10 protein-coding genes are annotated in these 14,112 nt (G+C 67.7%); 6 read left to right on the plus strand and 4 right to left on the minus strand.

What is annotated here, in order from left to right; all coding sequences use genetic code 11:
- Window positions 1-148 precede the first annotated feature (148 nt).
- From GV068_RS00800 to GV068_RS00820, 5 genes are read left to right on the plus strand one after another with little or no spacing between them, the layout of a single operon-like run.
- Complete coding sequence (locus GV068_RS00800) at window positions 149-2,023, plus strand: rhamnogalacturonan lyase (protein ID WP_159695547.1); 1,875 nt, start codon at window positions 149-151, stop codon at window positions 2,021-2,023.
- A 10-nt stretch (window positions 2,024-2,033) separates the two neighbouring features.
- Window positions 2,034-3,254, plus strand: a complete 1,221-nt coding sequence (locus GV068_RS00805; protein WP_159695548.1) for a DUF4861 family protein — start codon at window positions 2,034-2,036, stop codon at window positions 3,252-3,254.
- Window positions 3,255-3,257: 3 nt separating this feature from the next.
- Window positions 3,258-5,945, plus strand: a complete 2,688-nt coding sequence (locus GV068_RS00810; protein ID WP_159695549.1) for a Tat pathway signal sequence domain protein — start codon at window positions 3,258-3,260, stop codon at window positions 5,943-5,945.
- Between the two features lie 10 nt (window positions 5,946-5,955).
- Window positions 5,956-7,206, plus strand: coding sequence for a rhamnogalacturonan acetylesterase (locus GV068_RS00815; protein WP_159695550.1), 1,251 nt, complete (start codon window positions 5,956-5,958; stop codon window positions 7,204-7,206).
- A complete protein-coding gene (locus GV068_RS00820) occupies window positions 7,203-8,159 on the plus strand; it encodes a glycoside hydrolase family 43 protein (RefSeq protein WP_159695551.1) in 957 nt (318 codons plus the stop codon). The genes GV068_RS00815 and GV068_RS00820 overlap by 4 nt, the downstream gene beginning before the upstream one ends.
- 29 nt (window positions 8,160-8,188) lie before the next feature.
- Here the strand turns inward: GV068_RS00820 and GV068_RS00825 are convergent, their stop codons facing one another.
- Genes GV068_RS00825 through GV068_RS00835 form a run of 3 tightly spaced genes read right to left on the minus strand, consistent with a single transcriptional unit; the run spans window position 8,189 to window position 11,962 of the window.
- Complete coding sequence (locus tag GV068_RS00825; RefSeq protein WP_229463568.1) at window positions 8,189-9,613, minus strand: glycoside hydrolase family 105 protein; 1,425 nt, start codon at window positions 9,611-9,613, stop codon at window positions 8,189-8,191.
- A 13-nt stretch (window positions 9,614-9,626) separates the two neighbouring features.
- On the minus strand, window positions 9,627-10,289 hold the full coding sequence (locus GV068_RS00830; protein WP_159695553.1) for a DUF6250 domain-containing protein: 663 nt from the start codon (window positions 10,287-10,289) through the stop codon (window positions 9,627-9,629).
- Between the two features lie 8 nt (window positions 10,290-10,297).
- Window positions 10,298-11,962 carry a rhamnogalacturonan acetylesterase gene (locus GV068_RS00835; RefSeq protein WP_229463570.1) on the minus strand — a complete coding sequence of 555 codons (1,665 nt, stop codon included), beginning with the start codon at window positions 11,960-11,962 and terminating at the stop codon, window positions 10,298-10,300.
- 154 nt (window positions 11,963-12,116) lie between these two features.
- Here GV068_RS00835 and GV068_RS00840 point away from each other — a divergent pair, with 154 nt between their 5' ends.
- Window positions 12,117-13,454: a hypothetical protein gene (locus GV068_RS00840; protein WP_159695554.1), complete on the plus strand. Its 1,338-nt coding sequence runs from the start codon at window positions 12,117-12,119 to the stop codon at window positions 13,452-13,454.
- A gap of 5 nt (window positions 13,455-13,459) precedes the next feature.
- Here GV068_RS00840 and GV068_RS00845 read toward each other — a convergent pair whose 3' ends face one another.
- Window positions 13,460-14,089 (minus strand): DUF1080 domain-containing protein, encoded by a 630-nt coding sequence (locus GV068_RS00845; protein ID WP_159695555.1) that lies wholly within the window; start codon window positions 14,087-14,089, stop codon window positions 13,460-13,462.
- Window positions 14,090-14,112 lie beyond the last annotated feature (23 nt).

Genomic DNA, 14,112 nt, shown 5'->3' on the forward strand with positions numbered 1-14,112 from the left:
CTGAAGTCAATCCACGGAGTTTACGCTGGCTTGTGGCGCAATGAATAATCAAGCGCTTGATTATATGAAACTCCAGCGGGGCCGCCCGTTGACACCCTCGCGCTGGAAAATCGATACTCGGATGAGCATATCAGGAGCAAGGACTACCATGGCATCGAGCGTAAAGACGAAGACGGCCGCGCTGTTGGCGCTTGCCGGCCTGCTGGCCATCCAGGGGGCGGCGGCCGCACCGGCGCGCCAGGCCGAAAAACTGGACCGCGGCGTGGTCGCGATCCGCAGCGCCGAGGGCGTGTTCGTCAGCTGGCGCCAGCTGGGTAACGAATCCCCCACGCTCGCCTTCAACCTGTATCGCAACGGCGTGAAGCTGAACGACAAGCCGCTGTTAGCCACCAACTACCTCGATGCCAAGGCCCCGCTCGACGCGCAATACAGCGTGCGCCCCGTGCTGAACGGCGTCGAAGCCAAGGCCGGCGAGCGCGCCGTCGCCACCTGGCTGGAAGGCTTCCTGCGCGTCCCGCTGCGCAAACCGGCCGATGGCGTCAATCCGGACGGGGAAGCCTACAGCTACGTGGTGAACGACGGCTCGGCCGCCGACCTCGATGGCGACGGCAGCTACGAGCTGCTGGTGAAGTGGCAGCCGACCAACGCCCACGACAACTCCCACAAAGGCTACACCGGCGCGACCCTGGTCGATGCCTACCGTCTCGACGGCACCCTGCTGTGGCGCATCGACCTCGGCAAGAACATCCGCGCCGGCGCCCACTACACCACCTATCTGGCCTACGATTTCGACGGCGACGGCCGCGCCGAGGTGATGATGAAGACCGCCGACGGCAGCGTCGACGGCAAGGGCAAGGTCATCGGCGACGCCAAGGCCGATTACCGCAACGGAGACGGCTTCATTCTCACGGGCCCCGAATACCTGACCGTGTTCGACGGCCGCAGCGGCGCGGCACTGGCCACCACCGAGTACACACCGCCGCGCGGCGAAGCCGCTACCTGGGGCGACGCCTACGGCAACCGCGTCGACCGCTTCCTGGCCGGCGTCGCCTACCTCGACGGCGCCCGCCCGAGCGCCGTGTTCGCGCGCGGCTACTACACGCGCGCCGTGCTCGCGGCCTGGGACTGGCGCGACGGCAAACTCACGCGCCGCTGGGTCTTCGACAGCGACACGCCCGGCAACAGCGCCTCCGCCGGCCAGGGCGCGCACTGGATGGCCACGGCCGACGCCGACGGCGACGGCCGCGACGACATCGTCTACGGCGCCGCCACCATCAAGAGCGACGGCAGCCTGCTGTACTCCACCAATCTGTGCCACGGGGACGCGCTCCACGTCGGCAAGCATGCTCCCGGCCGCGCCGGCCTGCAGGTCTTCATGGTGCACGAGTCGCCCAAGTGCTACCAGGGCGCCGGCGCCGAGATGCACGACGCCGCCACCGGCCAGGTCCTGTGGAAGATCGAGAGCACGATCGACGTCGGCCGCGGCATCTGCATGGACATCGATGCTGCTCATCCGGGCAACGAATGCTGGGCCGCGGTGGGCGGCATCAACAACCCGGCCGGCGGCCTGGTGAATGCGACGACCGGCCAGCAGATCTCGGCGGTGCGCCCGCGCGCCTACAACTTCGGCCTGTGGTGGGACGGTGACCTGCTGCGCGAATCGCTCGACGGCACCAAAATCGAGAAATGGAATCCGTCAGGACAGCGGCTCGACCTGCTGCTCGACGGCGCTGAACACCGCGCTGGCTCGAACAACGGCACCAAAGCCAACCCGGTGCTGTCGGCCGACCTGTTTGGCGACTGGCGCGAGGAAGTCGTCTGGCGCACCATCTCGGACGACGCCCTGCTGGTGTTCAGCACTACCGTGCCGACCCGCCACCGCCTGCCGACCCTGATGCACGATACGCAATACCGCGCCCAGGTCGCGAACCAGAACGCCGCCTACAACCAGCCGCCGCACCCGAGCTTCTTCCTGGGCGAAGGCATGACCCCGCCGCCCCAGGCGCCTCTCCAACTCCGTTGAACGAATCGCCATGACCCCACGCCTCTCCCTTACCGCCCTCGCCGCCGGCGCCCTGTTCTCGGTCGCGGCCGGCGCCGCAGAACGCCTGAGCGTCAGCGCCAGCCACACGCTCGACATCGCCCGTCCGTCGGAGACCATCGCCATCCCCTGGGCCAGGGTGGCCGAAGCCCTGCCGAAAGCCTTGAACCAGCAGCTGATCGTCAAGGACGCCAAGGGCCGCGTCCTGCCCTACCAGGTGACCAACCTGTCGCCGATGGCGAAAGATCCGGGCATGAGCGGGGTCGCCTACGGCGAGCTGCTGTTCCAGTACGACTTCAAGGCCGGCGAAAAGACCGCCCGCTTCACCATCGAAAAGGCCAAGGCGACCGTCAAGCCCTTCCCGGCCAGGACCTACGCCCGTTTCGTGCAGGAGCGCCTCGACGACTTCGCATGGGAAAACGACCGCCTGGCGCACCGCACCTACGGCCCGGCCCTCGCCGCGCCGGCGCCCGCCGGCAGCGACAAGGAAGTCCTGGTCACGAGCGGCATGGACATCTGGTTCAAGCGCGTGCCCTACCCGATCGTCGACCGCTGGTACAACATCGGCCACGACCACTACCATGTGGACGAGGGCGAAGGCATCGACATGTACAACGTCGGCCCGACCCGCGGCGCGGGCGGCACCGGCATCTGGGACGGCAAGCAGCTTTATGTGGGCGCCAACTTCAAGACCTGGAAGATCCTCGCCAACGGCCCGGTACGCACCGTGTTCGAGCTGAGCTACGACGGCTGGGATGCGGCGGGCGTCAGGGTCGCGGAAGTGAAGCGCTTCACGGTGGACGCGGGCCGCTGGTTCGACCGCATCGACAGCACCTTCAGCTTCAGCGGGCCGGCGCAGCTGACGGCGGCCGTGGGGCTGAACAAGCAACCTAGCGACAAGGGCCAGGAAGTGAAGGTCGATTTCGCGGAGAACGCGAAAGACGGCAGCCTGGTGCAGTGGGTCACCCAGCGCAGCTTCGGCGACTTCGGCGTGGCCCTGATCGTGCCGACCGCCTCCGCTTTCGCCGCGGACGAGCGCAATGCGCTGGTCACGGCCCCGGTCACTTCCGGCCAGCCGCTGCGTTACTACGTGGGCGCGGCCTGGACCCGCGGCAGCCCCTTCGCCACCCAGGCCGACTGGCAGCGCCAGGTCGCGCTCGAAGCGGCGCGCCTGCGGGCTCCGGTTGAAGTCAAGCTGTCGGCGGGGCGCTGAGCCATGGCCCCTCTGTCCCGCCGCAACTTCATCAAGACCGGAGCGCTGGCGGCCGCGCTGCCGCTGGCCTTCCAGCGTCCCGTCTCGGCCCAGCCGGCCAAGGCCGCGGCGCCCGCCGCGCCACTGGCCTGGCTCGAAGGCCTGCCCCAGCTGTGCACCGGCGCCACGGTCGGCGTGCCCTGGCCGCGCGGCGCGCTGCGCAAGGATCAGGCGTTTGTCCTGTCAGGCGCCAACGGCGCCGAGATTCCCTGCCAGAGCTGGGCCACGGCGTATTGGCCGGACGGCTCGCTGAAGTGGACTGCGCACGCGTTGCCGGCCCATGACAGCATGCCGGAGCGCCTGGTCGTCAAACCGGGCAATCCGGCGCGCGTCAAGACGTCGGTGACCGTCGCCGAGCGCGACGGCGCGTTCGTGGTCGGCACCGGTGTGATCGAGTGCGTGGTGCCGCGCAAGGGCGCCGAGATCATCGCCAGCATCCGGCGCGGCGGCAGCGAGATCGCGCGCGGCGGCCACCTGGTCGCCCTCAGCGACGACCAGCCCGAGGGCAGCACCCGCCAAAGCGCGTACCAGAGCGAGATCGCACAGGTCATCGTGGAGCAGCGCGGGCCGGTGCGCAGCGTGCTGAAGATCGAGGGACGCCACCGCGCCATGGACGGCAGCCGCAGCTGGCTGCCCTTCGTCGTGCGCCTGTATTTCTATGCGGGCGCCGAATCGGTGCGCATCATGCACACCTTCGTCTTCGACGGCGACGAACACAAGGACTTCGTGCGCGGCATCGGCCTGCGCTTCAGCGTGCCGCTACGCGACGAGCCGCACGACCGCCACATCCGCTTCGGCGGCGAGGACGGCGGGCTGTGGGCGGAAGGTGTGCGCAACCTCACCGGTCTGCGTCGCGATCCGGGGGAAGCCGTGCGCAAGGCGCAGCTGGCCGGCAGCGCCGCGCCGGAGATCGCCGAGCGGGTGCGCAAGAACCTGCAGTACGTTCCGGCCTGGGGCGACTACTCGCTCACCCAGCTCTCCGCCGACAGCTTCCGCATCCGCAAGCGCACCAAGGCCGGTCATGGCTGGATCGAGGCGGCCTGGGGCCGGCGCGCGCCGGGCCTGGGCTACATCGGCGGCGCCAAAGGCGGCGTCGCCTTCGGCCTGCGCGACTTCTGGCAGCGCCACCCGACCCAGCTCGACGTGCGCAACGCCCATCTTGATGCGGCCCAGGTCACCCTGTGGATGTGGTCACCGGACGCGCCGGCGATGGACCTGCGCTTCTACCACGACGGCATGGGCATGGACAGCCACGCCGAAGAGCTGCAGGCGCTCGACGTCACCTATGAGGACTACGAAAAGGGCTTCGGTACGCCGGTCGGCGTGGCGCGCAGCAGCGAGATCACGCTCTGGGCCCTGGCAGCCACGCCGGCGCGCGAGCGCCTGGTGCAGATGGCCGCGCTGGTACAGACCCCGCCCCAGCTGGCTGCATCGCCCGCCCACATCCTGGCCACGCGCGCCTTCGGCAACCTGTGGTCCCTGCCCGACCGCTCGACGCCGGCGCGCGCCGCCATCGAAGACCAGCTCGACGGACGCTTCGACTTCTATCGAAGGGAAGTCGACCAGCGCCGCTGGTACGGTTTCTGGGATTACGGCGACATCCGCCACACCTACGACCCGGACCGCCACGAATGGCGCTACGACGTCGGCGGCTACGCCTGGGACAATTCGGAGCTGTCGCCGGACCTGTGGCTGTGGTACTCCTTCCTGCGCACCGGCCGCGCCGACATCTTCCGTATGGGCGAGGCCATGGTGCGCCATACGAGCGAGGTCGACACCTACCACCTGGGGCGCTTCGCCGGCCTGGGCACGCGCCACAACGTGCAGCACTGGGGCTGCAGCGCCAAGCAGGTGCGCATCAGCACCGCCGCGTACCGTCGCATGTATTACTTCCTGACGGCGGACGAGCGCATCGGCGACGTCCTGCGCGAGATCCTGGATGCCGACCAGCGCTTGGATGAGGTCGACCCGGTGCGCAAGCTGCCGGCCCAGCCGCCGAAAGGCCCGTATCCGGCGCGCGCCAGCTTCGGCACCGACTGGGCCTCGCTGGTGGCGAACTGGCTCACCGAATGGGAGCGCAGCGGCAGCCCCAAATACCGCGACAAGATCCTGACCGGCATGCGCGATATCGCCGCCATGCCGCACGGCTTCTTCAACGGCGACCGCATGGGCTACGATCCGAACACCGGCCACCTGTTTAACATGATCGGCAGCGACGTCAGCGCCTCGCACCTGAACGCCGTGTTCGGCGCCGTCGAAACCTTCGACGAGCTGATCGCCCTCACCGGCGACAAGGCTTTCGAGAAGGCCTGGCTCGAGTACTGCGAACTGTACAACGCGCCCGCCGAGGAGCAGCGCCGCCGCCTGGGCAAGAGCCATGGCGGGACCGACGCCCTCTATCTCGGCAACTCGCGCATGACCGCCTACGCGGCCTGGAAGCGCAAGGATCCCGAACTGGCCCGCCGCGCCTGGAGGGAATTCGCCAGCGTGAAGCGGCCGTATCCGGCCTTCGCGCCGACCCGCGTGGCCGGCCCGGCGGTGCTCAACCCGGTGATGGAGGTCCCTTTCGTCACCACCAACGACACCGCGCAATGGGGCCTGGCCGCGATCCAGAACCTGGCCCTGATCGGCGATGCGCTGCCGAACCCATGAAAGCATGAGCATGAAACCGACCCTCCTCGCAGCCCTGCTACTGGCGGGCTGCGCCGCGCAGCCGCCGGCAAACGACGCGCTGCGCTTCGCCTTCAACGATGCGGCGCCAGGTGGCTATACGCAGGTGGCGCCCGGGACCCTCTACGATGCAGCGCGCGGCTATGGTTTCGAGCCGGGCGCAGCCCCAGGCAGCTACTTTTCCGTCGACCTCCCGGAAGGGAACTACCGCGTAACGGTTAGCCTCGGCGACGACGCCCGGCCGGCCAGCACCACGATCAAGTCCGAGCTGCGCCGCCTGATGCTGGAGAACGTGCAGACGGCGGCCGGTGAGCAAATGGAACGCAGCTTCATCGTGAACGTGCGCACGCCGCAAATTCCGGCGCTGGCCGGCATCGCTCCCGGCCAGGTGAACATTAATGTCCCGCGCGAGACGGTGGCCGAAGCCTGGGCTTGGGACAAGCGCCTGACCCTGGAACTGAACGGCGCCCATCCGGCAGTGCGCACCCTGACGATCGTCCCGGCGCAGGTGCCGACCCTGTTCCTGCTCGGCGACTCCACCGTCAGCGACCAGCCGGGGGAGCCCTACAACAGCTGGGGCCAGATGCTGCCGCGCTTCTTCAAGCCCTCGATCGCGGTCGCCAACTACGCGCAGTCGGGCGAAACCTACCGCGACTCGCTGGCCAAGCGCCGCATCGACAAGATCCTGACGCAACTGAAGCCGGGCGACACGGTCCTGATGCAGTACGGGCATAACGACCAGAAGCAGATCGCCACCGGCAAGGGTGGTCCTTTCACCACCTACAAGGCCGAGATCAAGACCCACGTCGAGATGATCCGCGCACGCGGCGGCCTGCCCGTGATCGTCTCCTCGGTCGAGCGTCGCCGCTTCGACGCAGCCGGCAATGTGGTGCCCACCCTCACCGACTACGCCGAAGCGGCGCGCCAGTCGGCGCAGGAACTGGGCGCTCCCTTCATTGACCTGAACGCGATGAGCAAGACCCTGTACGCGGCGCTCGGCGTCGAGGGCTCGAAAGCCGCCTTCGCCTTGCCGGAGCCGGGACGACTCGACAACACCCACCACAACCCCTACGGCAGTTACGAGCTGGCCAAGACCGTGGTGCTGGGCATGCGCCTGGCGAAACTGCCGGTGGCCAGCCATGTGGTCGACGATTTCGCCTTCGACCCGGCCCATCCCGATCCGGTCGCCGCATTCGCCGTGCCGCCGAGCCCAACCCGGGCCGAACGCCCCGCAGGCCAATGAAACGCCGCGCCGCGCTGACGACGCTGGCAGGCGCCGTGCTTTCGGGCTGCCTGCCGCTGGTCAGTACAGGAGAGAAGCAGGCTTACTTATTCGCCTACTTCACCGGCAATGGCGGGGATGGCCTGCACCTGGCCGCCAGCAGTGACGGTTATCAGTGGGAGGCGCTGCGCGGTGGCGCCAGCTTCCTGGTGCCTAGCGTCGGCAAGTCGAAGCTGATGCGCGACCCCAGCCTGGTGCGCGGGCCGGACGGCCTGTTCCACATGGTGTGGACCAGCGGCTGGAACGACCAGGGCATCGGCTACGCCTCCTCCCCCGACCTGCTGCACTGGTCGCCCCAGCGCGCGCTGCCGGTGATGGCGCACGAGCCGGGCGCGCTGAATGCCTGGGCGCCCGAGATCTTCTACGACAGGCAGCGCGGCCACTACCTGATCCTGTGGTCCTCGACCATTCCGGGACGCTTCCCCGAGACCGATGGCCAGAGCGAAGAAAAGTACAACCACCGCATCTATGCCACCACGGCGCAGGACTTCAACAGCTTCACGCCGACCCGGCTGTACTACGATCCCGGTTTTTCGGTGATCGACGCGACGCTCACCCACGCCTTCGGGCGCGACTGGCTGCTAGTGAAGGACGAGACCCGCCATCCGCCGAAGAAGCACCTGCGGGTGGCGCCGGCAGCCCGCTTCGACGGTCCCTTCGGTGCGCTCGGTGCGCCGATTACGCCCTCAGGGTTGTGGAGCGAAGGGCCAAGCGTGCTGCAGGTCGGGGACGAGGTGATCGTGTACTACGACGCCTACACCGCCGGCCACTACGGCGCGATGCGCACGCGCGACATGGTCAATTGGGAAGACGTGACGGCGAAGCTGCGCTTTCCGGGCGCCGGGACGAAGCAGCGGGTGCGGCATGGGACTGCGTTTGCCGTGCCCTCGGCGCTTGTGGAACGGCTCAGGTAGGTGGGCGGCGAAGCCGCCCACCCCACGGATCAGCGGGCTCCCTGGTACATCAGGCCACTGTCGTTCAGGCCGAATTTAAACTTCTTGTTCATTTCGATGATCTCGGCGCCGGCCAGCAGCGCCGGACCGTAGCCGTGCGCCGCCTTCACGCTGGTGGGGCGATACGCGTAGAAGGCCGGATCGAAAGCCATGCCGGTGCCCACGCAGATGCCTTCGATCTGGCCGTTGGCCAGCACCTTGCTCGCCACCGCATTCCAGGCATAGTTCGCCATCGGTCCGTACATCTGCGCATCCACGTAGCCGCGGTTCACGGCGCGCGCGATCGCATAGGTGTAGATGGCGGTGGCCGAGGTCTCCTGGTAGGTGTCGTTACGGTCGATCAGCTGGTGCCAGAAGCCGTCGCGGGTTTGGTAGGAGGCCAGGCCCTTGATGTGCGCCTGCAGCTGGGCCAGCACGGCCTTGTAGCCCTTGTGGTCCTTCGGCAGCACCTCGAGCACCTCGACCATCGCCATCACGGCCCAGCCATTGGCGCGCGCCCAGTGGAATTCCGGGTGGTCGCGCATGCCTTCGACGTAGCCGTGCATGTAGATGCCCAGCTTGGGGTTGAACATGCGCTTCGAGAACTGCAGCACCTGGCGCACCGCATCGTCGTAGTGCTTGCGGTCTCCGGTCGTCTTGCCCAGGTAGGCCATGGTCGGCACACCCATGAACATGTCGTCCAGCCACAGCGTGTCCGGCAGCGGACGCATCTTGCGGCCGCCCTTGCCATCCGGGCCGCCGCGCGCCAGGGTGCCGTCCTTGAGGCGGTACTCGTGCTTGGTCACGAAATCGCCGCAGATGCCGACCATCTGGCTGTAATCGACCTTCGACCCGGCCAGCTGGGCCTTGAGGAAGCTGTGGCACAGGGCGCCGGCGTCGTCCAGCGCGTGCGGGTTCAGGAAACTCTTGATCGGCGCGTGCGCGTTCGCGGCGTCCGCCTTCACGACCGGCAGGTAGGTTTTGGTCAGTTGCGACAGCAGCGCATGGCGTTTCTGCACGTAGTCGAGGTAGCGCTGGTCGCCCGTGGCCTGGCCCGCGGCCAGCATGCCGGTGTAGGTCACGCCCCATTCGTAGCTGGTCAGGCGGAAGTCGCCCGGTTTGAGCACCGCGTCCGGATCCGCCTTGGTCAGGTCGGTGATCGCCGAGCCGTCGCTTTTGTGGATGATTTCCGCCGGCGTGGTCCGGTCCAGGTAGGCGAACACACGGTCCAGCACGGCCTTGACCTCGTTCGTGTCCATCGGCTGGTAGCGGGTCGGGTACTTCACGTCCAGCGCGTGCAGCATGGCGTCGGCCGGAGCCGGGCCTTTTTCCTGCGGCGGCGGCGCGTCCTGCGCGGCGACGTTCAGCGCCAGCGGGAAGGTGGCGGCCATCAGGACCGCCATCAGGGTGCGGCGCGGCATGGGGGAATTCTTCAAGGGGTGTCTCCTTCTAGTTGATCTCATGGATGGTGAGCTTGTCGATGGTCTGGCGCGACCAGGTCGTGCGCAATCCAAAGTAGCCTTGGGTATAGGGGTGGGGGTCGCGGTACGAAAACACCTCGCGGCCGTCGACGCGCATGCGCGTGCAGCCCTTGTAGACCGCGATCTCGACTTGGTAGTCGCGGTTCGGTTCGAGCAGCCACTCGGGCCCGAGGCGCTCGCCGACCAGCACGCGCTGGCCGCCGCCGTAGCGGCGCAGGCGGGTGGTCGTATTGCCGTTGCCACCCATGCCGGCATAGTACATGTCGAGGTCATCGTAGTCCTCGAACTTGCCGGAGCGGGTCTTGCCGGTGGCGTTGCGCGCCATCCAGAAGTGGTTCAGGTCCGACAGGCGGTCGTTCGGGCCGCCCTCGATCACCACCCGCCGCGTGTAGGCGATCAGGATGTTCCCGGAGAGCGGCCTGTCCAGCCAGACGGTGGCGCCGGAGTCGACGTCGAGCACCAGGCGGCCGTCGCGGGTACCGACGAAGTTGCCGGGCTTCTTCGCATATTCGCTGACGTAGCCCGTGAGCGGCCCGTCGAAATCGTCCTGGTACAGCAGCGCGCCGCGCCTGCCCCAGTCCTCGCACGCGGCCTGGGCGCCGCCGGCGGCCAGCAGCAGGATGACGCTCAAGACGCTCTTCACTGGACGCCCGCCGCCTTCTCGGAAAAGTAGGGGCGCAGCGGATTGCCCGGCAACGCCTTGAGGCCGGCGACCACGCGCTGGGCGTTGAATTCGGCGCCGTCGCTATTGGTGTGGGTGCGGGCGTCCGAGAAGAAGGTGTCGACTTTCGCCGGCCCGACGGCGCGGTAGCCGTCGGAGACCAGCATGGTCAGGTCCATGAAATGGACACTCCCCGCCTGGGCGACCTGCTTGCCCCACTCGGCGAAGTTGGCGAAGTCACGCTCCTGCCGCCACTTGTCGCGGTGCGGAATCGGCGAAGCGATGACGACCGTGGCGCCCTTCGCTTTCGCGTCCGCCACGTATTTCGCCATGTACCAGCCAAAGCTGTGCACCTGTTCTTTCGTCCCGTCCGGACGGCTATCCTCGACCGTCTCCGGGCCGATGCCCGGCGCCGAAGCGCGGTTCTTGTTGGCCGGGTCGCCGATGCGGCCGCCGTCGTTGTGGCCGAACTGGATCACGACGAAGTCGCCGCGCTTGAGCTGGCCGAGCACACGCTCCCAGCGGCCCTCGGTATAAAAGGTGCGGCTGCTGCGCCCGCCGATGGCGGCGTTCACGACGTTGATTCGAGGGGTATCGAAGTATGGCGCGATGCGCTCACCCCAGCCGATCGCGCCATTCTGGCCACCGCTCTTGACCGTCGAATCGCCCACCAGGAACAGGGTCGGCAGCGCCGGGTCGAGCGGTGCTTCCTCGCGCACTGAGCGCGCGTCAACCACCGGACGGACATCCTCGACCGGCTTCAGGAAGGAAGCCATGCGCGGGTCGCCCAGTGTCTTCAAACCGGCGACGACGATCTGCGCGTTGAGCGCGGCGCCGGCCCAATTGGTGTGGATACGCTCGTCCGGCACGGTCTGCGGAAACAGCTTCATCACGGCCTCGCGGCCCATCTCGTCGTAACGCCGCGCCGCCAGTTCGTTCAGGTCGATGAAGCCGGTCTTCTCCAGACGCGCCACTTCCGCGGCCCAGCCGGCGTAGTCGGCCTTGTTGCGGCGGACCTTGCCGACGTCCGGCCCTTCTTCATTCCAGGCCTTGCGCGGGATGAGCGACACCACCACCGGCGTCGCGCCCTTCGCGCGGATCTCGGTAATGTACTTGCGCAGGTACCAGCCGTAGCTGTGCACTGTCTCGCGCTTGCCCGTCAGGAGGTTGTCGATGTCAAGCGCTTCCTCACCGATGCCGCGGATGGTGCCGCGCGCCCGCTTGTCATCGTTGATCGGGGAAGCGTCGTTGTGACCGAACTGCATGAGCACGATGTCGCCCGGCTTCACGAAGGCCAGCGTACGTTCCCAGTGGCCGGAGGTGACATAGGTGCGGCTGGAGAGGCCGCCGACCGCGCGGTTCACGACATTCACCCTGGCCGGGTCGAAGTAAGCGGCGAGCGGATTGCCCCATCCCCACTGGCCTTCCATGCCTTTGCCCTGGCCGTCGTCGTGGCCATTGCGCACGGTGGAATCGCCGATCAGGATGATCGAAGGGAGCCCGGGATTGGCCGGCTCGGGCAGCACGACCTGCGCGCGCGCCGGGTCGGTATTGACGGCGGGCGGCGGGCTCTGGGCCAGGGCGATTCCGCTGGCCAGCAGCAGCATGGCGCCGGCACGGATCAAGATGCCTGGGAGGGACATGACGGGTCTCCGTAATATTTTAGCTTTACCCGGATTCTATGCGCCACCGCTGAACCCGGCAGTAAAGACGCAGAAAGAATCACCATCATGATCAGATCTGAGCAACTCATGCTGGGAGAATGAGCGGACAACATCACAATATGGAGACACCACCATGCCATCCCGTTTCACCACGGCGTTCTGCCTGTGCGCCGCTTTCCTGCTGAGCGTCGATGCCTCCGCCCAGATCGGCAAGCGCTTTCCCTCCGAACGCAAGGTAGTCAAGGATCCGGTCACCGGCACCATGCTGACCTTCCTGACCAGCAAACCGCACGGCGATTCCAAGATCTATCCGACCCACCCGCAGTGGACCGCCGACGGCAAGTGGCTGATGTTCCGCTCGCGCCTGGCCGGCAGCGAAGCGGTGGCGGTGAACGAGGAGACCGGCGACCTGGTGCAGGTCACTGAAGGCGGCTACACCGGCATGCTGAACCTGGCCCGCAAGTCGATGAAGCTGTACTTCATGCGCCAGGCGCAGCCCGGCCTGCAGATCGTCGAAGTCGACCTGGCGCGCGTGTTCGCCGACAGCGCCGCCGGGCGCATGCAGGCGGCCGGCGCCTACCAGCGCATCGCCTCGACCCTGCCCGCCGAGCTGGAAGCCGGCGGCGACCTGGCGCTCGACGCCGACGAGGAATGGGTGTACTTCAAGGTCGGCCCCGGCCAGGCAGCGAAACACCTGGCCCCGGGCACCAAGATCGAACCGGCCTTCGGCCCGCGCAAGATGGGCGCCGGCCCGCAAGGCATCGCGCGCCTGAACGTGCGCACCGGCGAGATCAAACACGTGGTCTCGGTGCCCTTCCAGGTCGGCCACATCCAGGCCAACCTGTGGAATCCGGGCGAGATCGTGTTCTGCTGGGAGACCGGCGGCAAGTCGCCGCAACGCACCTGGACCGTGAACGCCGATGGCAGCGGCCTGCGCCCGCTGTATCCGGAAGCGCCCTACGAATGGGTGACGCACGAGGCGGTGATCACGAAGGACGAAGTGGCGATGGCGATCATGGGCCACCGCGCCATCCCGGGCGCGGCCAAGGCGGTCGATGCCCCCGCCACCGATGTCGGCGGCGCCAACCCGGGCCAGGACGACGGCTGGGGCCAGACCGGCACCCGCGAGAAGCCGACCGGCCTGGCGATCGTCAACCTGCGCACCCGCCAGATGCAGATTGTGGGCCAGACGCCGTCCGGCAGCGGCCTGTGGCACGTGCACGGTTCCAGCGACGGCCGCTTCGCCGTGGGCGACGATTTCAGCCGCAGCGTCTACCTGATCGACCGCAAGACGCGCGAGATGATCATGCTCACCACCGGCCACAAGACCACGGCCGCCGACCACCCGCACCCGACCTTCAATGCGGACGGCACCAAGATCCAGATTCAGTCGGCCATGCTGGCGGAAGACGGCCGCTCGATGAATATCGTGGTGGTGCCGGTGCCGGACGCCTGGCTCAAGCGCCGCTGATTCGGCTAGAGCGGCGTGATCGAGACCTTGCGCAGCTCGTAGGGCGCGCCCTCGAGCTGGAAAGCGATGCGCCCGGCGCCCGGCATGGCCGCGCTGACGCGGTTCTGCAGCACGCCGTTCACCGTCACCTCGATCAGGCCATCGCGCGCCAGGATGTCGGCGCTGTTCCACTCGCCGGCCGGACGCTCGCTGTCGGCGCCGATATGCCCCTTGATCGCCGGGTTAGCGCCGGGTGCCGTGGTCAAGGGCTCGGCGAAACTGGCGCCGGCCATCGGCAGCACATCGCCGACGGCGCCGTGCTTGGTCTGCACCTGCACGCTCAGCGGCCATACGCGATCCTTCGGTCCGGACGCCACATGCAGCAGCACGCCGCCGTTGCCCGGCTTGCCCGGCCAGCGCCACTCGACGTGCATGCGGTAATTGGTGTAGCTGGCGCGGGTCGCGATGTAGCCGGACGGGTTGCCCGACACGTGGATGACGCCATCGGCGCTGCGGGTCCAAACCGCCGACAGTTCGGCGCTTGGGGTGGTCACCAATTCGAGCTCGCCGGTGCTGTCGAAGGGCTGCACACCCGTGGCGGCGCAGCCGCCCAGGAAGACTGCGAGAATACTGCCAGGAAGAGAAAGCTTTACCATATGAGGACTATCCAATGAATGAA

The sequence above is a fragment of the Massilia sp. 9I genome, from assembly GCF_902506415.1.
In the GTDB taxonomy this organism is placed as follows: domain Bacteria; phylum Pseudomonadota; class Gammaproteobacteria; order Burkholderiales; family Burkholderiaceae_D; genus Telluria.